Source organism: Mannheimia sp., assembly GCF_056854775.1.
In genome coordinates, this window is sequence record NZ_JBXGGI010000042.1 from 1 (window position 1) to 22902 (window position 22902).

General features: G+C 38.2%; 19 protein-coding genes. 11 read left to right on the forward strand and 8 right to left on the reverse strand.

What is annotated here, in order from left to right; all coding sequences use genetic code 11:
• Positions 1-534 (reverse strand): nucleotide exchange factor GrpE (grpE, locus tag ACJHV0_RS03335; RefSeq protein ID WP_483133377.1); only part of this gene is annotated, 534 nt, incomplete at its 3' end.
• A gap of 220 nt (positions 535-754) precedes the next feature.
• Here grpE and ACJHV0_RS03340 point away from each other — a divergent pair.
• Positions 755-1846 carry an extracellular solute-binding protein gene (locus ACJHV0_RS03340; protein ID WP_025236268.1) on the forward strand — a complete coding sequence of 364 codons (1092 nt, stop codon included), beginning with the start codon at positions 755-757 and terminating at the stop codon, positions 1844-1846.
• A 139-nt stretch (positions 1847-1985) separates the two neighbouring features.
• Positions 1986-3377 (forward strand): MATE family efflux transporter, encoded by a 1392-nt coding sequence (locus tag ACJHV0_RS03345; RefSeq protein WP_483133378.1) that lies wholly within the window; start codon positions 1986-1988, stop codon positions 3375-3377.
• An 83-nt stretch (positions 3378-3460) separates the two neighbouring features.
• On the opposite strand, the gene ACJHV0_RS03350 is transcribed toward ACJHV0_RS03345, so the two are convergent.
• The gene (locus tag ACJHV0_RS03350) at positions 3461-4558 is read right to left on the reverse strand and encodes a porin (protein WP_334256558.1); all 1098 of its coding nucleotides are present in this window, start codon (positions 4556-4558) and stop codon (positions 3461-3463) included.
• 503 nt (positions 4559-5061) lie between these two features.
• On the opposite strand from ACJHV0_RS03350, the gene recB reads away from it, so the two are divergent.
• Positions 5062-8589, forward strand: a complete 3528-nt coding sequence (gene recB, locus ACJHV0_RS03355; RefSeq protein ID WP_483133379.1) for an exodeoxyribonuclease V subunit beta — start codon at positions 5062-5064, stop codon at positions 8587-8589.
• Positions 8590-8628: 39 nt separating this feature from the next.
• Here recB and greB read toward each other — a convergent pair whose 3' ends face one another.
• The 3 genes from greB to ACJHV0_RS03370 form a co-directional block, all read right to left on the reverse strand.
• Positions 8629-9111, reverse strand: coding sequence for a transcription elongation factor GreB (gene greB, locus ACJHV0_RS03360; RefSeq protein WP_025236264.1), 483 nt, complete (start codon positions 9109-9111; stop codon positions 8629-8631).
• A 50-nt stretch (positions 9112-9161) separates the two neighbouring features.
• Positions 9162-10442, reverse strand: coding sequence for an aminopeptidase PepB (pepB, locus tag ACJHV0_RS03365; protein ID WP_483133380.1), 1281 nt, complete (start codon positions 10440-10442; stop codon positions 9162-9164).
• Between the two features lie 150 nt (positions 10443-10592).
• The gene (locus ACJHV0_RS03370; protein ID WP_483133381.1) at positions 10593-11414 is read right to left on the reverse strand and encodes a 5'-nucleotidase, lipoprotein e(P4) family; all 822 of its coding nucleotides are present in this window, start codon (positions 11412-11414) and stop codon (positions 10593-10595) included.
• A 145-nt stretch (positions 11415-11559) separates the two neighbouring features.
• Here ACJHV0_RS03370 and ACJHV0_RS03375 point away from each other — a divergent pair, with 145 nt between their 5' ends.
• Positions 11560-12504: a bile acid:sodium symporter family protein gene (locus ACJHV0_RS03375; protein WP_483133382.1), complete on the forward strand. Its 945-nt coding sequence runs from the start codon at positions 11560-11562 to the stop codon at positions 12502-12504.
• Between the two features lie 96 nt (positions 12505-12600).
• Here ACJHV0_RS03375 and ACJHV0_RS03380 read toward each other — a convergent pair whose 3' ends face one another.
• Both ACJHV0_RS03380 and ACJHV0_RS03385 read right to left on the reverse strand, forming a co-directional pair.
• Complete coding sequence (locus ACJHV0_RS03380; protein ID WP_334254137.1) at positions 12601-13764, reverse strand: efflux RND transporter periplasmic adaptor subunit; 1164 nt, start codon at positions 13762-13764, stop codon at positions 12601-12603.
• Positions 13765-13822: 58 nt separating this feature from the next.
• Positions 13823-14638 (reverse strand): Cof-type HAD-IIB family hydrolase, encoded by an 816-nt coding sequence (locus ACJHV0_RS03385; RefSeq protein ID WP_483133383.1) that lies wholly within the window; start codon positions 14636-14638, stop codon positions 13823-13825.
• A 476-nt stretch (positions 14639-15114) separates the two neighbouring features.
• Between ACJHV0_RS03385 and leuA the strand changes: the two genes are divergently transcribed.
• The 7 genes from leuA (at position 15115) to upp (ending at position 22039) form a co-directional block, all read left to right on the forward strand.
• Entirely contained in the window at positions 15115-16659 is a 1545-nt protein-coding gene (gene leuA, locus ACJHV0_RS03390) for a 2-isopropylmalate synthase (RefSeq protein ID WP_334248163.1), read from the forward strand.
• A 224-nt stretch (positions 16660-16883) separates the two neighbouring features.
• The gene (gene rpoE, locus ACJHV0_RS03395) at positions 16884-17456 is read left to right on the forward strand and encodes an RNA polymerase sigma factor RpoE (RefSeq protein WP_025236257.1); all 573 of its coding nucleotides are present in this window, start codon (positions 16884-16886) and stop codon (positions 17454-17456) included.
• Between the two features lie 47 nt (positions 17457-17503).
• Entirely contained in the window at positions 17504-18115 is a 612-nt protein-coding gene (locus tag ACJHV0_RS03400) for a sigma-E factor negative regulatory protein (protein WP_483133384.1), read from the forward strand.
• 187 nt (positions 18116-18302) lie between these two features.
• Positions 18303-19256, forward strand: a complete 954-nt coding sequence (locus tag ACJHV0_RS03405; protein ID WP_483133387.1) for a MucB/RseB C-terminal domain-containing protein — start codon at positions 18303-18305, stop codon at positions 19254-19256.
• Positions 19253-19684, forward strand: a complete 432-nt coding sequence (locus ACJHV0_RS03410) for a SoxR reducing system RseC family protein (RefSeq protein WP_483133385.1) — start codon at positions 19253-19255, stop codon at positions 19682-19684. Before ACJHV0_RS03405 ends, ACJHV0_RS03410 begins: the two co-directional genes overlap by 4 nt.
• A gap of 9 nt (positions 19685-19693) precedes the next feature.
• Entirely contained in the window at positions 19694-21385 is a 1692-nt protein-coding gene (gene fadD, locus ACJHV0_RS03415; protein WP_334256566.1) for a long-chain-fatty-acid--CoA ligase FadD, read from the forward strand.
• A gap of 24 nt (positions 21386-21409) precedes the next feature.
• Complete coding sequence (gene upp, locus ACJHV0_RS03420; RefSeq protein WP_025236252.1) at positions 21410-22039, forward strand: uracil phosphoribosyltransferase; 630 nt, start codon at positions 21410-21412, stop codon at positions 22037-22039.
• A gap of 80 nt (positions 22040-22119) precedes the next feature.
• On the opposite strand, the gene rsmA is transcribed toward upp, so the two are convergent.
• The coding region (gene rsmA, locus ACJHV0_RS03425; RefSeq protein WP_483133386.1) for a 16S rRNA (adenine(1518)-N(6)/adenine(1519)-N(6))-dimethyltransferase RsmA at positions 22120-22902 on the reverse strand (783 nt) is incomplete at its 5' end.

A 22902-nucleotide genomic window follows, 5' to 3' on the forward strand; every position in this document is an offset into this window, starting at 1 on the left:
TTGCAATACGGTGCTGATATGATTTGTTTCAATGCCTTCTGCCGGTTGCATAGAAATGGCTTCGTGGAGTTCCGGATTAAAGGCTTCACCCACTTCGCCCATTGCCACTACGCCGAATTTCGCCAATGTATTGATAAACTCTTTATGGGTCATTTCAACTCCGTCTACTAAGGCTTGAGTTGTTTCATCGGTAACTGCTTTATCTAATGCATCTAAACCACGTTCTAGGTTATCAACTACATTTAATAGCTCTTTAGAAAATTTTTCTAACGCAAATTTGTGAGCTTTTTCCACATCTTGTTCGGTACGGCGACGAATATTTTGAATTTCTGCCTGTGCACGAAGATGAATATCCTGTTCACGCTTATCGGCTTCTGCAATATAAGCTTCTAATTCAGTAATTCGAGCTTGAGCAAGAGCTAAAGGATCTTCTTGAGAGGCATTTTCTTCTTGCTGAGCTTCTTCATTTACAACTTCAGGTTGAATTTCTTCTTGTTTTACTTCGTCTTGTAAGTTTTCATTTTGAGTGGTCATCTTTAATCCTCTTAAAGCCTAATTTGGAAATTATAAATCTTCCTTAATATAGCGATAAATTAAGGGATTTCAAGCTCATCATAAAGTTTTTTGCCAAAAATTACATTTTTAATAAGAAAAGGCTTGCAAAATCTAGGGGGTGGCTTAAAATTCGCTAGTCTTTAACGCCCTTAGGCAAGGCTATATTTTTTACTCACTTTCTTTTAACGGAGAAACTTAAATGAAAAAATTAGCGGGTTTATTTGCAGCAGGTTTAGCAACAGTTGCATTAACAGCGTGTAATGAAGAAAAAGCAGCAGAACCAAAAGCGGCTGCGGAAGCGAAACCTCAAGCAACAAATCAAACAGTTCACCTTTATACTTGGACTGAATATGTACCTGAAGGCTTGTTAGATGAATTTACCAAAGAAACGGGCATTAAAGTAGAAGTTTCAAGTCTTGAATCTAACGAAACAATGTACGCTAAATTAAAATTACAAGGTAAAGATGGCGGTTATGATGTTATCGCTCCATCAAACTACTTTGTTTCTAAAATGGCAAAAGAAGGGATGTTAGCGGAATTAGATCACGCTCAACTACCGGTTATTAAAGAATTAAACCCAGACTGGTTAAATAAACCTTATGACCAGGGTAATAAATACTCATTACCGCAATTATTAGGAGCACCGGGTATTGCGTTTAATACTGCTGATTATAAAGGCGATGCTTTCACCTCTTGGGGCGATTTATGGAAACCTGAATTTGCTAATAAAATCCAATTATTAGATGATGCTCGTGAAGTGTTCAATATCGCATTATTAAAATTAGGTAAAAATCCAAATACTACAGATCCAGAAGAGATCAAAGCAGCTTATGAAGAGTTGAAAAAATTACGTCCAAACGTACTTTCATTTACTTCAGACAATCCGGCTAACTCATTTATTTCAGGTGAGGTTTCTGTAGGTCAATTATGGAATGGTTCTGTTCGTATTGCGAAGAAAGAAAATGCACCTGTTGATATGGTATTCCCACAAGAAGGACCGGTACTTTGGGTAGATACTTTAGCAATTCCAGCAAGTGCAAAAAATAAAGAAAATGCACATAAATTAATTAACTACTTATTAAGTGCAAAAGTAGCTGAGAAATTAACATTAGCGATTGGTTATCCAACTTCAAACGTTGAGGCATTAAAAACGTTACCAAAAGAGATTACAGAAGATCCAGCAATTTATCCATCAGCTGAAGTGTTACAAAAATCTCAATGGCAAGATGACGTAGGTGATGCTATTGAACTTTACGAAAAATACTACCAAGAGTTAAAAGCAGCAAAATAATTGCTGATTGATTATTAAGCCTCTGGAGAGCAATTTCCGGAGGCTTTTTCTTTGGTTGTAAAAAGTTGCAAAAATTTTGAAAAAAACGACCGCTTTCTAAGGTAGAATAATAAGTCCGCCTAGATTTTAAGAGGTTACTATGAATTTAAGATGGCAAGAATATCCGGAAAATGCCCGTAAATTATTTAAATTATCGCTGCCGATTTTTATTTCTCAGCTTTCCGCCTCCGGAATGGGCTTAGCTGATATTGTGATGGCTGGCTTGGTAAGCGATGATGATGTTTCTGCAATTGCAGTCAGTAATTCCATTTACTTTCCGCTCTTCCTATTTGTGTTAGGGCTTCTAAACGCCATTACACCTACTGTTTCGTACTTAAACGGTTCTAGCAACCGTCATTTAATTGCAAACCAAGTACGACAAGGTTATTGGATTGTATTTGTAATGTCTATTCCACTGATGACTATTTTTCTAAACAGCCATCTGATTTTAGATTTAATGGAAACGCCCGCTGAGTTTTCAATCAAATCACAGCAATATTTAGCGGTAATGGCAGTAGGGCTAATTCCTGCTTTACTTGGTGTAGCTTTACGTTGTATGAACGATGGACTCTCTAACCCAAAACCTGCAATGCGAATTACCTTTTTCGGCTTATTGCTTAATATTCCGCTTAACTATATTTTCATTTTTGGTAAATTTGGTTTACCTGAAATGGGGGCGGTGGGCTGTGGAGTAGCAACGGCGATTATAAACTGGATTATGTTCTTTTTAATGCTGCACTATTGCTACCATAACCCGGCACAAAAAGACATTAAATTATTTGAAAAATGGCTTGAAGCACCAAGCGGTCAAATTTTACTAAAACTTTGCAAATTAGGTTTGCCGATTGCTTTTGCAATTTTTACCGAAGTGATGTTGTTCTCAACCTCCGCTCTCTTTCTTTCACCACTTGGCTCGCAAGTCGTTGCAAGCCATCAAGCAGCTTTGCAAACCAGTTCGCTGTTTTTTATGATCCCGATGTCATTTGGAATTGCAACCACGATTATGATTGGGCAAACGTTAGGCGAAAAAAATGTAGAAAGAGCGAAAGTGCTAAGCTATCACTCACTTATTACCGCTGCTATCTTAGCGATTATTGCAGCTATCATTATTATTTTGCTGAAAAATATTATTCCACTTGCTTTTACTAGTAATCCTGTATCTATTGCAATTACGGCACATTTACTGATTTTCGCAGCGGTTTACCAAATTCCCGATGCCATTCAAGCAGTAGCAAATGGTATTTTACGTGGTTACAAACACACTCAACCTATTTTATATGTAACTATTTTCTGTTATTGGGTGGTGAGTATGCCGCTTGGTTATATTTTGGCAAGAACCGATTGGATTGTACAACCAATGGCTGCACAGGGGTTTTGGCTTGTGTTTTGCATTGGCTTAAGTTTGGCGGGGGGATTATTACTTTGGCAAATGCAAAAAATTCAATCTATACCTGAAGCTAAATTAATTGCAAAATTAGAAAGAATTAAATAAATTAACACTCAGTTGTATCGATTTTAGGTGATAAAAAAGCCACTCTTTCGAGTGGCTAATTAAACTAAGGTGAATTTTTAAGATTAGAATGTGATACGAGTACCTAAGCCGATTCTGCTATTGTCTTCAATAGTTTTACCTGCTTGTTTGGTTCTAGCTTTACCACCTTCTAGGTAAATAGCAACGAATTTGTTGAATTTGTGATCAACACCAAGTTTCCAACCTAAGTTTTTCGCTTTAGCTTCACCAGCGTTTTGACCGTTACCGAATAATACACCACCATAGATATTATTTTGTGGCGTTACTGCTAATTTCACACCTACGTCAAAGCGGTTGATTTTCTCAAATTTTTTCACACCAAATGTTTGGAATGTATTTGCTGCTTGACCTTTTGGTGATTTAGCGTAAGCCCAGTCAATACCTGTGGTAAAGTTACCGTAATTGATATCAAAACCTACACCTGCAAATTTACGTTTGAATTCTTCTTCTTTGCCTGTAGTAACGGTTTCTTTAATACATACTCTGTTACCTTCTAACGTTAATACTGTAGCGGTACAGTTTGTAATTGATGCACCAGCTTTAGCCGCAGTTAATTCACCGTAGCCTGAACCGAAGCGTACTTTTGCATCGCCTAATTCACCATCATAGAATAAACCGAATTGGAAACCTTGACCTGCATCTACTGCTTGTTTATTTGAGTTACCCACATAGTAGTCTGCAGCTACACGAACACCGTTAAATTTTGCAGACATAAAGTGTAATGCTTTACCGTGAGCATCTAAGAATACGTTTCCGCCCATTTCCCAAGTGTAGTTTGCTTTAGGAATATGGTCGCCTAATACTAATTGTTTACCAAAAGTTAAAGAACCGATATCTTTGTGTTGAACACCACCGAATAAACGATGTGCACGAATATCGTTACCAATACCATTTGCATTAGAGAAACGTAATTCTGCTACTGCTAAAGCTTCATAACCACCGGTAAGTTCTTGGAATGCACGGAAACGCACACGTGAACCTCTGTCAAGAACGTCAGTACGTTTGTCTTTAGCTTTAATAACTTCTAATGCAAGGCGACCATCAACATCAATTTTAGTACCGTCTTGTTGATAGATAACGGTTGCGTTTGCCCCACTGGCAGCCATTGCTGCAACTGCTAATGCAAGAAGTGTTTTTTTCATAATGTTTTCCTTATAGTAGTTAGTAGTTAGAGTTTCAACAAGCTAGTTTACCTAGCAACGTTAAAAATCGTGTAACACAAAGTGTTCCCTTGTTGTGGCGAAATTTACACAAATAAATTTTTTTCGTCAAATTTCGAGGGTTTTAGGGAACTTTTATAAAATCATTAAAAATCAATATGTTATGAATTTTTAGTGAAATTTTACTCCATTTAAAAATGAGGTATGGATCACATTTTCAATAATTCTTTTGGAGTGAAATTTTTAAGGTGAAAATTAACTTATTGATTTATATATATTTTTTTAGGAGATGGAAAGAGGGAGATTTTATGTGTACACAAAAACGAAAAAAATTCAAACTTTTATTTAGATTTGTGAGCTTGATCACATAATAAATGAAATTTTTCTCCGAGATAGAATAAAAAAGAGTAAATTTGGTTCACACTAGCCATTCTTTTTCTTTATAGATAAAATCTTATTATTTGTCGTTTTCCTACTTTTACGTTATGCAAAATCTAAATCCTATTAAATTACCCTTAAATAAATCTGTCTTAATTGAAGCCTCTGCCGGCACGGGGAAGACGTTTACCATTGCCAATATTTACCTACGTTTATTGCTAGGCGTAGGTGTTATGCCTTTAACTGTTGAGCAAATTTTGGTGGTAACTTTTACCAAAGCAGCAACGGAGGAGCTGAAAAATCGTATCCGAAAAAATATTCAGCAATGTGCCGATTTTTTGAAAGATAAAGTGAATGGAGAAGGCATCGAAGGAAAATCTTACGCTAATAATCTCGAATTTTTAGAGCATCTCTATCCGCATATCAATCACATTCACGAAGCATTATTACGTTTGAGCATTGCTGAGCGTGAAATTGACACTGCCAGCGTGTTTACCATTCACAGCTTCTGCCAAAAAATGTTGGTGCAGTTTGCCTTCGAATCAGGCGTGCGATTTGATCTTGATTTACAGCCGAACCAATCTGATTTACTGAAAAAATTAAGCGAAGATGTATGGCGAGAGCAGTTTTATCCGCAAGGGGTAAAAGAAAGTGAAATTATTTCAGCTGAATTAACTACACCGGAAAGGGCGTTAAATGCGGTAAGAAATTATTTAGCAAGTGAGTTGCCCGATCCGAAAGCGTTTCTAGCTCAAGATTTTACGGAACAGTTGGCACAATATAATCGATTTATTGATGAAGTGAAATTCTACTGGAAAGCAAATAGTGCGGAGTTAGTTGAGGCAATTAGGCACGATCTCAAAAATAAAACGACGTTACACGGTGGTTGGTATCGCTCTGCTACTTTTGAAACGGGTGTTATTGTGATGAACCAATGGGTAAATTCGTCAAATCGTGATTTGCCAGACGAGTTCTATCTGTTTACTGCTGAGAAAATAGCCACAGGTACGAAGAAAAGTTGTGAGCCAATGGATTTACCTCAACTTGCAAAAAATCAGGATTTTTTGACCGCTTATCAGCAGCAATTTGAAAATAGCTTAAAAGCGATTTTACTCTATCAATTTTTAATCAGCTTAAAAACCAAGCTGGCAGAATATAAACAATCTCACCCGGAGCGTGGTTTTGATGATTTACTCACAATGCTTAATCAAGCCTTGAAACATCCACAAACAGGCAAGGCTTTAGCTCAAAAAATTCTCTCTATTTATCCTTTTGCGATGATCGATGAATTCCAAGATACCGATCTTACCCAATATGAAATTTTCAGCCAAATTTTTATGGAAGGGCAGAGCGATAACGGCTTTATTATGATCGGCGATCCGAAACAGTCGATTTATAAATTTCGTGGGGCGGATATTTTCACTTATTTAAGAGCAGCGAAGCAGGCAGACGAGCAATTTACACTTGGTAAAAACTGGCGTTCGTTGCCTGAAGTAGTGCAAGCGGTCAATAATTTGTTTTATTTTGCAAATGAGGCGAAATCCCCATTTCTTTATGATGATATTGGATTTCACCCTGTTGAAGCAGATAGTGGCAAAGGCAAGCTAATTAGTGAGCAAGGGCATTTTGTTTGTTATGCTACTAAAGATAAAATCAATCTTGATGAGGTGGCAGAAATTTGTGCATACCAAATCCATCAACAACTTAAGGCAATGAATGAGGGGAAATTCGGGATTGAGAAAAATGGCGAGTTCACCCCTTTTGAGCCAAAGGATATTACCATTCTAGTGCGAAAAGGCTCACAAGCGAAACGCATTAAAAAAGCCCTAGCCAAGAGAAATATTAAATCCGTTTATTTATCGGAATCGGCTTCTGTATTTGGTTCTGAAATTGCAACTGAGCTTTGTTGGATTTTGCAAGCCGGGCTTAATCCTTACAATTATAAAGCGTTATTATCCGCCTTAGGTTCAACCCTTTGGGGGCTAAGTGCGGCAGAAATTTATCGCTACAAAGAAAATGAAATGTTGTGGGATTTAAAGGTCAATCAGTTTGTGGAATACAGCACCATTTGGAAAGAGCAAGGCATTTTGCCGATGTTGCATAAAATCTATTTGGAGCAAGGTATTATTGAACGATTAAAAGGCTTGCCAAATGCGGATCGTTTAATTACTGATTTACTGCATTTGACGGAAATTCTGCAAGAAACTTCGCAGGCGTTGGAATCTGAAGCGGAACTGGTGCGTTGGTATGAAAAGCAAATTAGCTCACCCGATTTTAATGATGAACAGCAACTTCGCCTTGAAAGTGAAGAAGAGCTGATTAAAATTGTTACCATTCACGGCTCGAAAGGCTTGCAGTATCCGATTGTTTGGTTGCCGTTTGCAGCGGAAAAAAGCGAGGGCGATACTAAGGTCCATTTAGGTTTATACCGTAATACACAGGGTAAATTGGATTGGTATTGGGGTGAAAAAGAGGCAAAAGAGCAAATCCAAAATGAAGCCTATGCGGAAGATCTTCGTCTGTTTTATGTTGCATTAACCCGTGCGGAATCTCAGCTCAATTTAGTGTTACCAAAAATGATTTCAGGGCGGAGCCCGTTACATTATTTATTAGCAGAAGGTGAATTACCGAAAGATGAAGTGAGTGTTGCAGACTATTTTGAGAAAAAGCAGATTTCAGCCGATATTATTGAAGTTGCAGAGCATTTGCCTTTTAGTCGTTGGGAAAGTGGTAAAACGGAGGAAAGTTATCAAGCCAAAACCTTTAGTGGCAATATTCGGGTAGTGGGGCAGATTACGAGCTTTACTTCACTTTATGCACAACACGAGCGTTTTAGTGAAGGTAAAGCAGAAAGAGTGATAGATTTAGCCCAAGACAGAGATGTCCATATTGAACTCATTGAGCCGGATTACACGATGGAAACTGATGCTTTTTCACCATTCCAATTTCCGCACGGCATTAAAGTTGGTACTGTGTTGCACAGTTTTTTTGAGCATTGCCGATTTAGCGAACAAATTGATAAAGAAAGTGTGGCGAAAGTGTGTGAACAATTAGGTTTAAGTGAAGAATGGATCGAGCCAACATTAGGCTGGTTTGAGCGTATTCTTGCTACTCCTCTGCCGGAAGCAAATTTCTGTTTAAAAGAGATCGATGAAACTAAACGGTTAAATGAATGGCAATTCTATTTACGCTTAAAAAATGATAAAGCTCTGCACCAATTAAATGCGTTATTAAAACAACATAGCCCTTTAGCAAAAAATTTGCCTGAACTGCAATTACCGCAATTAGAAGGCTTTGTGCGTGGCTTTGTGGATTGTATTGTGCAGATGAATGGAAAATTCTATCTTATTGACTACAAATCGAATTTCTTAGGTTATTTGCCACAAAATTATTCCACAGAAAATATTCAGCGAGAAATGGGCAGACAGCGTTATGATTTACAATATTTGCTTTATACTCTTGCCGTGCACCGTTATCTAACTGTTCGTCTAAGTGAAAATTACGATTATGAACGTGATTTTGGCGGCGTTGCGTATCTTTTCTTACGGGCTATGAATGGAGTGAGTGCAAGCGGTGTTTATTTTGACAAACCAAGCAAATTGCTAATTGAAGAAATGGATAGGTTGTTTGGGTAGATAGAGTAGGGGCAAATTGCAATTTGCCCCTACAAATGATTAGCCCGCTTGCTCATACCAAATTTTATTAATATAAAGCAACACTTTTCCCATAGGTGTTTCTACCCGAATTTCATCGTCCACCTGTTTGCCGATTAACGCACGGGCGACCGGGGAATCTATCGAAATCCAGTTTTTTGCCGGGTCAAATTCATCACAACCAACAATACGATATTGTTTCGCTTCGCCTTCTTCATTTTCGAGCTCAATCCAAGCACCAAAAAAGACTTTGCCTTCTTGTTTCGGGTGATAATCGACAATTTGTAATACCTCTAGCCGTTTAGAGAGAAAACGCACACGGCGGTCGATTTCACGCAAGCGACGTTTACCGTAAATATATTCCGCATTTTCGCTGCGGTCTCCCAGTGCCGCTGCATCAGAAACCGCTTGCGTAACTTTTGGGCGTTCTTCCTTCCATAAAAATTTCAGCTCTTGATCTAAGGCTTGCCAGCCTGAGCGGGTAATGTAATTTGATTTAGCCATAATTATTCAATTATTAGTAGGGCAAATTGCAATTTGCCCTACGAAGCCTGTTATTTTGAGAGTAACAAATTTGCGATTGTTTTGATACCAAGCCCTGTTGCACCCACCGCCCATAAGTCGCTTGCGGTTTTGCGGAATGTAGCAGAAGCATCAATATGTAACCAGTTTTGCTGGTAGTTTTCTACAAAGTAAGATAAAAATGCGGTTGCCGTACTTGCACCTGCCACAACGGGTACAGAACCGATATTAGCAATATCAGCGAATGAGGAAGAAATTTGCCCTCGGTGGAGTTCTTCAAACGGTAAACGCCAGAATGGTTCGTTTTCGTCTTTTGCCGAACTGAATAGAGCGTTTGTTAGGTTATCGTCCATTGAAAGCACGGAATGGTAGTCGTTCCCCACCGCCACTTTTGCTGCTCCGGTGAGCGTTGCCGCATCAATAATAAATTGCGGGTTTTGTTGGCAAGCATCAATTAATCCATCGGCTAATACCAAACGCCCTTCCGCATCAGTATTGAGCACTTCAACAGTAACGCCGTTGCGGTAAGTAATGATATCGCCCAGTTTGAATGCATTGTGGCTGACCATATTTTCTGCACAGCAGAGATAAAGTTTTACACGTTTGTTTAAACCACGAGAAATCGCAAAAGCAAGTGAGCCTGTTAAGAGTGCCGCTCCGCCCATATCGGTACGCATTGTACTCATTCCATCACTTGGTTTTAAACTGTAGCCGCCGGTGTCGAAGGTAATCCCTTTACCGACTAAGCAGGCAAGCACAGGGGCATTTTTATCACCTGTTGGATTAAAGTCTAATTTTAATAAAGCAGGGGGATTGTTTGAGCCTTTACCCACCGTCCAAATGCCGTGATAGTCTTTTTCTTTTAACGCTTTGCCACGAATGATTTCATAAGAAACAGTGTTTGGTTTTGCAATATTTTGGATAAATTCGCCCGCTTGTTGAGCCAATTTTTCAGGAGTTAAGCTCTCAGACGGTTCGTTAATTAACTCACGCACAAAAGTAGCACATTTTACTCGGTTATCAAATTCCGCTTGTTGTTCGCCTAAATTAGGGTATTCCACCGAGCCTTGATTTTTAACTGAATTAAAACCTTGATGGAACGCCCAGCATTCTTCTAAATTCCAGCCATCACCAGCTAATGCCACATTCAAAATACCTTGATTTTTAATTTTACGAGCGGCTTTTTGAATAGTGGCTAAATCATTTTTTGGGTTGTGAACGATAAAGCCTGCATCATTAACAGAAAGTAGAGCATTTTTTCCCCAAATTTCAGGGGCAGCTTGTTGGGAAAGTATAATTTTCATTGCTGTCATTGTTCGTTCCTTATTGTTTTAGTATGAGTTGAAAGCGTGGTTATCCTAACAAACTTTTGCAAAGTTTTATAGAAAAATGACCGCTTGTAATCGGATAAAAGATTTACAAGCGGTCGTTATTTAGTGATTTTTCACAAATAGTTGAGCGGATTATTTACCGTCCCACGCATTGATTGCATTATGGCGGATTTTTACCCGGTTTTCTGCATTGCCTTTGTAGTAATTTTTATCTAAACCACCTTCCCAGTCGCCGTAGTTCGGGTTTGGTAATACAATAAATTTTTTACCGAACAATTTGCTGTTTTCTGCCACAAACGCACGGCGTTCAGCGTTTGATTTGCGGTAAGTTGCATCACCGAAATCGTTTAGGTTATCGCCCACATAAAGCACGATCTCATAACCTTGTTTTTCGATTTCTTCAAAACGAGGGGTTTTGTTAGATTTATCTTTTTTCAAGAATAACGTTTTTTCACTCACGCCACTAAAGCCGAGTTTGTTCATATCATCGATAGTGCCTGCTTTTTCACCGTCATCTTTACGGTTTGAAACATAAAATACTGTTCCTTTATGGCTGTTTACATAGTTGTTAAATTCAACTGCACCGGCAATCGCTCCGGTTTGACGGGCATTTACCCAGCGAGTCCAGCTTTCGCCATCAAAAGGCTTATGATTTTTCACTTGCCAGCCGGCGTAAGGGCTGTTATCTACCATTGTTTCATCTAAATCAACCACAACGGCTTTTTTCTTGCCTTTTTTCACTTTTGCCTGATCAAAAGCCATTTTTGCCGTGTTAAACGCTTGGTGTGCTAACGCTTGGTATTCTCCAGATTGTTGCACCCAGTTCACGCCTAAAGTTGCTTGCTCTTGCAACACCATTTGATGATGTTCATCACTATTTGAGTGAGTGTGAGTACAAGCGGTTAGAACGAATAAAGCGGTGAGGCTCATTGCGGAAAGTTTTAAGTTTTTCATAAAGATATCCTTAAATTTTTTGTTGATAAACGAAATGATTATACCTAAAAAGAGGCATTCATTACTATAGTTTTTATGACCGCTATTCACTTTTACTGAAAACTAAGTTAGGCTATTAACCTTTTTATAACAATATAGAGGCAATATGCAAACATTATTAAAATTTACGCAATTTGTTAGCAAAACTTTCGCTATTTGGGTGGTGGTTTTCGCTTTCATTGCAGCACAATTCCCTGAAACTTTTAAACAATTTGTTCCTTGGATTCCATATCTTTTAGGTATCGTAATGCTTGGAATGGGCTTAACCTTAACATTCAAAGATTTTGCTGAAGTTACAAAAAATCCAAAATCAGTGATTATCGGCGTTATCGCTCAATTCGTGGTAATGCCAAGTGTTGCTTATGGATTGGCAAAAGTATTTAATTTACCGCCTGATTTAGCCATTGGTGTAATTTTAGTTGGCTGTTGTCCGGGTGGAACATCGTCAAATGTGATGACTTATTTAGCTCGTGGTAACACGGCTTTATCGGTGGCTTGCACAACCATTTCAACCTTATTAGCACCTGTTTTAACTCCTGCTATTTTCTACTTATTTGCCAGCCAGTGGTTAGAAATTAATGCAACGGCGATGTTTATTTCTGTGCTACAAATGGTGTTGTTGCCTATTTTTGTTGGTGTCGTTATTCGTACTATCTTCAAGCAGAAAGTAGAACAGTTCAGCCAAACAATGCCGTTAATTTCAGTGATTGCGATTGTATTAATTGTAACGGCGGTGGTTTCAGTGAGTCGTGATCGTATTATTGAATCCGGTTTATTAATTTTTGCAGTGGTCGCCTTACATAACGGTTTAGGTTATCTAATCGGTTATTTAGCGAGCCGCTTATTTAAACTGCCTATTGCAGACAGCAAAGCAGTAGCAATTGAAGTGGGTATGCAGAACTCAGGTTTAGGGGCAGCACTTGCCGCATTACACTTTAAAGCAAATCCTGTGATTGCTGTGCCGAGTGCGGTATTTAGCTTCTGGCACAATATTTCAGGTCCTATCTTGGCGATGATTTTTGCGAAGATGAAAAACGATAATGAGAAATAAACATTCGTTTTAATATAGAAACAGACAAGCGGTTAAATTTTTCTTATTTTTTGCAAAATATGAAGGAAATTTAACCGCTTGTTATTTAGAAAGGATTTAAAGAATTCTTGGTCCTCGTGTTGTACTTATTTTTTCTCCATCTGCTCTTTGCGTAACAATAACCTGATCGCCTTCATTTAATCCTGTTACAATTTCGGTATTTTGTGTATCAGAAATGCCGATTTGTATCGGTTTCTCAACCGACAGCCCATTCTCTAGCACTAACACATAATTTTCTTTTCCACGTTTTTTAATTACGTTAGTGGGAACAACTAAAACCTGCTCTCGTTTATCAATGGTAATTTGAGCTTGGGTTGTCATTCCAATGCGTAAACTATTATCGGAATTATCAATCGACACATTGGCATAGTAATAAACCGCCTCAGTATTGCCTGATTTTTCTGTGTAATTGTTGTCGGTAAGTGTTGTGAGTGCAGGATCAACAGAATCAATGGTTGCTAAATACTCTCGATTAGGTTCGGCAAGAGTAGAAAATTTGACTTGTTGTCCAACTTTTACTTGAGCAATATCGCCTTCTGAAATTTCAAGTTTAATCAGCATTTTAGATAAATCCGCCACTTGCACAATGGTAGGTGAAGTTTGATTAGAATTCACCGTTTGTCCGACAGAAACAGGCACAGATACAATCACACCATCCATTGGCGAGATGATTTGAGTGTAATTTAAATTGGTTTGAGCATTATTGACCGAGATTTCTGCGGATTTTAATTGTGCTTTGATGTTATCAACTGTCGCTTTAGCTGAAGCGAGTGTATTTTTAGCCGTTTCGACGTCTGACAGTGCTGCACTATTGGCTCGATATAATTTAGTTAATCGGCTGTAATTTGATTGGGCGACTTCAAGAGCAACTTGTGCAGAGGTAAGCTGTGCTTTGTATGATGCGAGTTGAGCTTGAGCGGTGCTTAACGTGTTGCTTTGGTTGCTTGAGTCAATGTCTGCAATCAAATCGCCTTGTTTAACGGTTTGCCCGAGTTCGACATAGAGTTTTTGGATTTTACCCGAAACTTGAGCCCCAACTTCCGTACGTTTGCTCGCTCGTACTGACCCTGTGGCAAGTACATTTTTATTGATTTCGGCACGGCTAACCGCCTCAGTAATATAGTGAATTTGTTGTTCATCATTTTGCTGATTGTAGTAAAAATATCCACCTATTCCGACAGCGGCAATTAGCACAAGTGTGGCTAATGTTGTACGTTTCATACTCTTCCTTTGTGATATGTTGTGCTACAAGCGGTTGTTTTCCGAAAAAATTTTGCAATTAGATGATACCAAATGTGGCTCGAATATAACTGGCAACCGCTTCATCTTTATTGTATCCAATCACTTCATTACTCGGTAATGCCAATTTTAGGCGAGGATCGGCATTTGCCATTAGACAACCTTTGCCCGCTAAGTTCAACATTTCTACATCATTCATACCGTCGCCAAAGGCAATGCAATCTTGTAATTTGTAGCCTCGTAATTTCACTAACTCTTCCAAGGCATTCGCTTTGCAAACGCCCTTTGCCATTATTTCAAGGCAGAGTAGGGCGGAATAGGTCATTTGCACACGGTCGCCATAGGTTTCTCGAATGTAATTTTCAATCGGAATTAAGGCTTCAACTGTTTTACCGATAAAAAAGACTTTCTCTGTTTCTCTGCCGTGATGGTTAGAAAAATCTGCCACTTGATAGCCAAAACCGGATTCTTGGTGGAAGTGTTTTAGCTGTGGAATCTCTTTATTGATAAACCATTCATCGCCTTGATAGCTGTTTAGGCAAACATTTTTATCGTCAAAGTTAATATTCATTAACTCAACGGCGATATCTTCCGGCAAATAATGACTGACAATTTTTTCGCCGTCTAAATTGTTGGCTCTTGCTCCATTTGAGGTAACCAGCATTGCATTTTTAGCATCTACTTTGCTGATGATATGGGAAACATCGGGGTAATTTCTGCCTGTGGCAAAAAAGATATCTACGCCTTTTTGTGATAATTTTTCTAATGTATCAATTGTAAAATCGCCAATTTTATGATGTGCATTTAACAGAGTGCCGTCGAGATCGGAAATAATGGCACGAAATGGTAGAGTCATTGTATATCCTCAGCAGTAAAATAATGCAAGAGGCTATCAAATTTGAGTTGAAACTTCAAAGGTAAAAATAAATTTAAAATTATTTTTATAGAAATTTTAAAATTCTAAATATCATTAAAATTGATGTATTGTATTATTTTGTTTTTCTCATTTGGAGTTTTCAACCAAATATATTATTAATGACAAAATAATGTTCTGATTTAATAGGCTCTTAATTGTAGTTAAACGGTTGCGTAAAGTGAAAAATGCTATTGACATTACCTTGGATAAAGCTAATATACACCCATTAACGAATAACAATGCAAACATAAACACACAACACAACATATGGAAAAATTTACCTTACTCCGATTATCTCTGTTATCGTATTCTGTGCGAGGATAAAGATTGGTTGGAAAAAGTAAATGGACTATCCACATTCTTGCCCGCACTTAAAATGCGGGCTTTTTTTATCCCAATAAAATGAAGGTTTTATTATGAGCAACAATAACATTATTATTTTTGACACCACCTTACGTGATGGCGAACAATCTCTAAAAGCGAGTTTAACGGTAAAAGAAAAATTACAAATTGCACTCGCGTTGGAGCGTTTAGGTGTGGATGTTATGGAAGTAGGTTTCCCTGTTTCATCATCAGGGGATTTTGAATCGGTACAAACGATTGCTCGTCATATCAAAAACAGCCGTGTGGCGGCACTTTCTCGAGCTGTACCAAAAGATATTGATGCTGCTTATGAAGCCTTAAAAGTTGCAGAAGCTTTCCGTATTCACACCTTTATTGCTAGCTCGGCATTGCACGTTGAAGCAAAATTAAAGCGTTCATTTGATGATGTAGTGGAAATGGCAGTGGCAGCAGTAAAACGTGCTCGTGGCTATACCGATGATGTCGAGTTTTCGTGTGAAGATGCAGGTCGTACAGGGATTGATAACATCTGCCGTATTGTAGAAGCTGCAATCAACGCAGGGGCGACCACCGTGAATATTCCGGATACGGTTGGTTTCTGCTTGCCGAATGAGTATGGAAACATTATCCACCAAGTGATGAACCGTGTGCCGAATATCGATAAAGCAATCGTTTCTGTACATTGTCATAACGATTTAGGAATGGCAACAGCGAACTCTTTAACCGCAATCCAAAATGGGGCAAGACAGATCGAATGTACCATTAACGGTATTGGCGAACGTGCAGGGAATACGGCATTGGAAGAAGTGGTGATGGCGATCAAAACCCGCCAAGAGTTTATGGGCGTAGATACTCGCATCAATACCCAAGAAATTCACCGTGTCAGCCAAATGGTGAGCCAGCTTTGCAATATGCCGATTCAGCCGAACAAAGCGATTGTGGGCAGCAATGCGTTCGCTCACTCATCAGGTATTCACCAAGACGGTATGCTGAAAAACAAAAATACCTACGAAATTATGTCGCCGGAAACCATCGGCTTGAAGAAAGAGAAGCTTAATTTGACTGCTCGTTCAGGTCGTGCAGCAGTTAAAGGACATATGGCGGATATGGGCTATACCGAAGCGGATTATGATTTAGATAAACTCTATGAAGCTTTCCTAGAGCTTGCTGATAAAAAAGGACAGGTTTTTGATTATGATTTAGAAGCTCTTGCTTTTATTGATATGCAACAAGGCGAAGAAAACAGATTAAAACTGGATGTGATTACGACTCAGCTGATTAGCGGTTTGCCGGCATCTGCATTTGTGCAGGTAGAACTAGACGGTGTTCGTCAAAGTGCAACTTCGCAAGGCGGTAATGGTCCGGTTGAAGCAACTTACAATGCAATTATGAACATTGTGGGTATGGAGCTTAAAATGTCGCACTATAACTTAACCGCAAAAGGCGAAGGAGCAGAAGCTTTAGGGCAGGTGGATATCGTGGTTGAATATGAAGGCAGAAAATTCCACGGTGTGGGCTTGGCGACAGATATTGTAGAAAGCTCGGCAAGAGCGTTAATTCACGCCATCAATGCGATTTACCGTTCACAAAAAGTAGCGGATTTAAAAGCGAAGAAATAATAAAGTAGAGTAAATTGCAATTAGTCCTTTTCAAAGGCGATACAAGCGGTCGGATTTTTTGAAATTTTTGTAAAATTTCGCTAAAATCCGACCGCTTGTTATTTGTTTTTATCAAAAAATCAAAAAGATCAGAAAATTTTCCGCATTAGTTGGAACTTTTAGAAAAAAGCACACACTAAAGAAGTGTGCAATGGAAATGACACATTTATTAGGAGAGTCCGCAGTTGAGCGAACAAATCACCGACCAAGAATTAGTCGAAAAAGCACAAAAAGGTGATAAAAAAGCATTTAATTTACTTGTAGTACGTTATCAAAACAGGGTAGCCGGTTTGCTTACTCGCTATGTTGCAAGAGATGATATTCCAGACATTGTGCAAGAATCTTTTATTAAAGCCTATCGTTCCTTAGAATCATTTCGTGGGGAAAGTGCTTTTTACACTTGGCTTTACCGTATTGCGGTTAATACTGCAAAAAATCATTTAACTTCATTAGGCAGAAGACCTCCGAAAGAAGATATTTTAGCCGAAGATGCCGAAAGCTATGATGTTGGTACTCAGCTTCGTGAAAGTGATACACCTGAAAATTTGGTGCTATCCGAAGAATTAAAGAAAGTCGTATTTGATACGATTGAAAATTTACCTGATGAGCTTAAAACTGCAATTCGTTTAAGAGAATTAGAAGGTTTAAGTTACGAAGAAATTGCAGAAGTGATGGAGTGCCCTGTAGGAACAGTACGTTCACGTATTTTCCGTGCAAGGGAAGCAATTGATGCAAAAATTAATCCACTTATACAGTAAATCAAATAAATAGTTTTAAAAAATCTCAAAAATCATTGGAGTCGATTATGCAACAACGCATTACTCAACACGAGTACCTTTCTGCTTATATGGACGGGCAAGATGTTGATAAAGAGTTTGTAGAAACCTTAACCAATAGCCCTGAATTACAGCAAAAATGGGCTAGTTATCACACTATTCGTAATGTGATGCAAGGTGATGAAATCATCTTAGGTGCAGATTTTTCTGCGAAAATGGAAGCATTGCTTGAAAATGAAGAAATTGAATCTCAAGCAAATGTGGAAAAACCAAAAGGTTTATTACTTAAACTTAGACGTTGGGGTACTCCACTCTTACAAGCAGGTGTTGCTGCTTCAGTCTGTTTAGTTGCTGTATTTGGTATAAATTCATTTAACGCTAATAATGAAGTGGCTCAAACTCAGCCAGTATTGCAAACTTTACCTTTCAGTAATTCTGTTGAAGCGGTAAGTTATAATGCACCGGCGAAAGATCAGCCAACTGCTGAGCAATTAGAGCTTCAGCAACGTAAAATCAATGCGTTACTAGAAAATCACGAGCTACAACGTCGTACAAATACAGTACAAGGTGTAACTTTATCAGAAGAAGAAAAACAGAAGGCTAAAACTTCTTCAAATCAAGTAGAACAGCAAAATAGATAAGATAGATTAAGGTAAGTAAGAAACCACATAATTAATTGATAATTATGTGGTTTTTTGTATGTAAATGTAGCGAAAAAACAAGAAATTACTCACAAATAGCGAAATGATTTAAAATTTTTGATAGAATAAATCAGTTTAATTTGGTTTTGAGAATAATATGTTTATTAAGATAAAAAAATATTTTTTGATGTTCATAGCTATTTTCGCTTGTTCCGCTTTTGCGTTGGCAGATACAGGAATTAAAACGCCTTTGCTGTATTTATCTTCAATGACTGAAGCTCATAAAAAATCAAATTACGAATTACTCTATATTCTTCAGCAAAATACAGGCATAGAATCTTTTCGGTTACGCCACGCCTTTGTTAATGATAAAGAGTATGCTCAATTATTAAATCTAGATCACAATCGAGAAGAAATTATCCTGAAAGATAGCAATGTTAGCTATTTAGGATACAACTTCCGTCCTTTTAGTTTAAACAGTTCCTATATTTTAGATAACCTTCCCAATGTCATTTACGCTGATTATCATCACTTAAACGGCTATGTATTCTTAGATGCGGGTAAAGATCGTATTTCGGATAGAATAGCGAAAGTTATTCGTATTTTGCCAAAAGATAATTTCCGCTATTCTTACACGCTTTGGATTGATGAAGAGACCAATTTATTGCTAAAAAGCCAGCTGCAAAATGAAGATAATGTAGTGTTAGAAGAATTTCGAGTGTTGCAGCTTTACCAATCTCAAGAAATTGCGATGATTGCTAATGCAATTGATGTTTTAATGCTACCAACATTAAGCTCCACTCAAAAAGAAGAGATAAAATCGCCTTATAACTGGGATGTGAACGAGTTACCGACAGGTTTTCGATTGGTTAAGAACCAAACAGTAAGCGGAGCAGCTTATCAGTTTGACAGTGAATATGTGGATAGCCGTTTATATAGCGATGGTTTATTGAGTTTTACGATTTATGTAATGCCGAGTCAAGGTGTCAATTTTGATGACTATGCCGGGCAGCAAGGCAAATTAACCGTTTTAAATCAGACAATCAATGATAAAGACATTGTGATTATTGGCGATGTGCCGTTAGAAGCGGCTAAGCACATTTTGGCAAACATTCAATTTAGAGAAGGGGCTTCTCAATGATAGTAGAAGAAGCGACTGTTGTGGAATACCGTAATGGTATTGCTATTGTGCAATGCTATGCAAAAAGTGGCTGTGGCGGTTGTGCGTCAAAGGTCGCTTGTGGTACAAAAGCATTATCAGCGTTAGCTGGTGAAAAAATAGCACCACGTTTTCGCATCGCGGTTGATGAACCGTTAAATGTGGGTGATAAAATTCAGTTAGGTTTAGCTGAAAATACATTATTAAAAAGTGTCTTTCTAATTTATGGCATTCCGCTATTTATTTTAATTATAACAGCGGTCGGATTTTCACAATTTTTTGCAAATGAACTTATTGTTTTGTTTGTAATGTTGCTTTTTACAGGAATCAGTTTCTGGGCTGTAAAAAAATTGATCGATAAACGCAGTCAGCAAGCAAATTTTTCGCCTATTTTTTTAGGTAAGGTTTAGGAGACTAGAATGGAAAAAATATGGTTTAAGAATTACCCTCCCTATTCGCCAAAAACAATTGAAACGAATCAATATGAATCGCTGGTTGAGATGTTTGAAGCGGCAATAAAACGCCACCCGGATATTCCAGCTTATATTAATATGGGGCAAATTCTGACTTTTCGCAAATTAGAAGAACGTAGCCGTTCTTTCGCTGCTTATTTGCAAAATGAATTACGTTTACAAAAAGGCGATCGTATTGCATTAATGATGCCGAATTTATTGCAATATCCGATTGCATTATTTGGAGCATTGCGTGCCGGATTGATAGTAGTAAACGTTAATCCGCTTTATACACCGCGTGAATTAGAGCATCAGCTTAACGATAGCGGAGCAAAGGCGATTGTGATTGTCTCCAACTTTGCGGCTACCTTAGAAAAGGTAGTGTTCAACACAAATATTAAACACGTTATTTTAACCAGAATGGGAGACCAGCTCTCATTTGGTAAACGTACTTTAGTTAATTTCGTCGTTAAATATATTAAAAAATTAGTGCCTAAATATAAGTTACCTCACGCTGTCAGCTTTAGGGAAGCATTAAGTATTGGCAAACAAAGACAATATGTCAAACCGAATATTGTAAGTAGCGATCTTGCCTTTTTACAATACACGGGCGGTACAACAGGCGTAGCGAAAGGGGCAATGCTAACGCATCAAAACTTAATTGCAAATATGATGCAAGCTAAATGGATTGTTGATCCTTTATTGAAAAATTCGCCAAACTTAATTGGTACAGTACCTTTACCGCTTTATCACGTTCTTGCGTTATCTTTAAACTGCTTATTATTCCTTGAACTAGGTATTACAGGCTTATTAATTACTAACCCTCGTGATATTCCTGGTTTCATTAAAGAGCTGAAAAAATATAGAGTATCAATTATTACGGGTGTGAATACATTATTTAACGCCTTACTCAATAATGAAGCATTTAAAGAGGTGGATTTCTCAAATTTGAAACTCAGTGTGGGTGGAGGAGCGGCTATTCAGTCTAATGTAGCAAAACGTTGGCACGATTTGACAGGGTGCCACATTATTGAAGGTTACGGAATGACAGAATGTTCACCACTTATTTCTGCAACACGAAGTGATTCTGTGGAATATTCAGGTTCAATTGGCGTGCCTGTACCCAATACGGATATCCGCATTGTAGATGATGAAGGTAACGAACTCCCGCTTGGTGAAAGAGGAGAGCTATTGGTTAAAGGTCCTCAAGTAATGCAAGGTTATTGGAATCGTCCTGAAGATACTGCTCAAGTATTAAAAGACGGTTGGATGGCAACAGGCGATATTGTCGTAATGGGTGAAGATCTCAATTTACGCATTGTCGATCGCAAAAAAGATATGATCATTGTATCCGGTTTTAACGTTTATCCAACCGAAATTGAAGAGGTGATTTCACAAAATCCTAAAGTGAATGAAGTCGTTGCTATTGGTATACCGAGTGAGGCCTCTGGCGAAAGTATTAAAATTTTTGTAACGAAAAAAGATGAAAGTTTAACCCGTGATGAACTTCGTAGTTACTGTCGTCAATTCCTAACGGGCTACAAAATTCCTCGTGATATTGAATTCCGTGATGAATTGCCGAAAAGTAATGTCGGAAAAATTCTTCGCCGTGTATTAAGAGATGAAGAGCTGGCTAAATTCAAAGCCAAGAATGCTTAAATTTGCAAATTAAGGAGCTTAAAAATGAAAATTGTTGAAGTAAAACACCCGCTTGTAAAACATAAATTAGGCTTAATGCGTGAAGCGGAAATCAGCACCAAAGACTTCCGTGAATTAGCCAATGAAATCGGTAGCCTATTAACTTACGAAGCCACCAAAGATTTAGAAATGGAAACGGTGGAAATCAATGGCTGGAGCGGTAATACAATTCCTGTCGAGCGAATTAAAGGCAAAAAAGTTACTGTTGTGCCAATTTTGCGTGCGGGTTTGGGGATGATGGACGGTGTGTTGGAACATATTCCAAGTGCAAGAATTAGTGTGGTTGGAATTTACCGTGATGAAGAAACGCTAAAACCTGTTCCATATTTTTCAAAATTAGCGAATGATGTAGCTGAACGTTTAGCTATTATTACAGACCCAATGTTAGCAACGGGCGGTTCAATGGTTGCAACTATTGATCTACTGAAAAAAGCAGGCTGTAAACACATCAAAGTATTAGTATTAGTTGCTGCCCCAGAAGGGATTAAAGTGCTGGAAGAAGCACACCCTGATGTGGAACTCTACACTGCATCAATTGATAGCCACTTAAACGAAAAAGGCTACATTATCCCGGGCTTAGGCGATGCCGGTGATAAAATTTTCGGTACGAAATAGTTTTTAAATTGCCATATAAAATACAAGCGGTCATATTTTGTAAATTTTTTACTCAATATGACCGCTTGTTGTTTTACTTTTTAATAATCTTCATCAACTAATTCTTCTGATGTATCAATAGCCGGTGGATTTTCATATAACCAGTTAGCCAAACGAACATAGTCGGCAATGGTGAGATTCTCTGCACGAGCAGTTAAATCAATGCCTAATGCTTCTAACTGTTCTGCACTAAAGAGAGTAGAGAGGGCATTGCGTAATGTTTTGCGACGTTGGTTAAAGGCTTGTGTGGTTACACGGTTGAGCCAATAAACATCTTTAGCAGGATACGGCAGTTGATTGTAAGGCATTAAGCGTACAACGGCTGAATCCACTTTCGGTGCAGGTTTAAATGCCGTCGGCGGTACTTCAAGCACAGGAATTACTTGACAGTAATATTGAGCCATAATGGTTAATCTGCCGTATGCCTTGCTGTTTGGAGCGGCACATAAACGTTTTACTACTTCTTTTTGCAGCATAAAGTGCATATCTTTAATCAGATCGTGGAACGTCAATAAGTGGAAAATTAATGGCGTAGAGATATTGTAAGGCAAGTTACCGAACACACGAACAGAATCTTTTCCTAAATTTAGGCTTTCAAAATATTCACGGAAATTAAAACGTAATGCATCTTGCTCAATAACTGTCAATTTTTGATTTAAGAAAGGGTGGTGGCGTAAACGTTCAGCCAAATCACGGTCAATTTCCACTACAGTGAGTTTATCAACTAATTCTGCAACGGGTTCTGTTAATGCCGCTAAACCCGGACCAATTTCTAATAAAAATTCGTCTTTTTTCGGGTTAATTGCTGACACAATGCCGTGAAT

Bases quoted from the DNA above. Each gene is read 5' to 3' on its own strand.
- ACJHV0_RS03350 (WP_334256558.1), bottom strand. From the start codon at position 4,558: ATGAAAAAAACACTTCTTGCATTAGCAGTTGCAGCAATGGCTGCCAGT.
- ACJHV0_RS03340 (WP_025236268.1), top strand. From the start codon at position 755: ATGAAAAAATTAGCGGGTTTATTTGCAGCAGGTTTAGCAACAGTTGCA.
- greB (WP_025236264.1), bottom strand. From the start codon at position 9,111: ATGGCTAAATCAAATTACATTACCCGCTCAGGCTGGCAAGCCTTAGAT.
- ACJHV0_RS03345 (WP_483133378.1), top strand. From the start codon at position 1,986: ATGAATTTAAGATGGCAAGAATATCCGGAAAATGCCCGTAAATTATTT.
- ACJHV0_RS03380 (WP_334254137.1), bottom strand. From the start codon at position 13,764: ATGAAACGTACAACATTAGCCACACTTGTGCTAATTGCCGCTGTCGGA.
- ACJHV0_RS03405 (WP_483133387.1), top strand. From the start codon at position 18,303: ATGTTCATAGCTATTTTCGCTTGTTCCGCTTTTGCGTTGGCAGATACA.
- ACJHV0_RS03370 (WP_483133381.1), bottom strand. From the start codon at position 11,414: ATGAAAAACTTAAAACTTTCCGCAATGAGCCTCACCGCTTTATTCGTT.
- ACJHV0_RS03400 (WP_483133384.1), top strand. From the start codon at position 17,504: ATGCAACAACGCATTACTCAACACGAGTACCTTTCTGCTTATATGGAC.
- ACJHV0_RS03375 (WP_483133382.1), top strand. From the start codon at position 11,560: ATGCAAACATTATTAAAATTTACGCAATTTGTTAGCAAAACTTTCGCT.
- upp (WP_025236252.1), top strand. From the start codon at position 21,410: ATGAAAATTGTTGAAGTAAAACACCCGCTTGTAAAACATAAATTAGGC.
- recB (WP_483133379.1), top strand. From the start codon at position 5,062: ATGCAAAATCTAAATCCTATTAAATTACCCTTAAATAAATCTGTCTTA.
- leuA (WP_334248163.1), top strand. From the start codon at position 15,115: ATGAGCAACAATAACATTATTATTTTTGACACCACCTTACGTGATGGC.
- pepB (WP_483133380.1), bottom strand. From the start codon at position 10,442: ATGACAGCAATGAAAATTATACTTTCCCAACAAGCTGCCCCTGAAATT.
- ACJHV0_RS03410 (WP_483133385.1), top strand. From the start codon at position 19,253: ATGATAGTAGAAGAAGCGACTGTTGTGGAATACCGTAATGGTATTGCT.
- fadD (WP_334256566.1), top strand. From the start codon at position 19,694: ATGGAAAAAATATGGTTTAAGAATTACCCTCCCTATTCGCCAAAAACA.
- ACJHV0_RS03385 (WP_483133383.1), bottom strand. From the start codon at position 14,638: ATGACTCTACCATTTCGTGCCATTATTTCCGATCTCGACGGCACTCTG.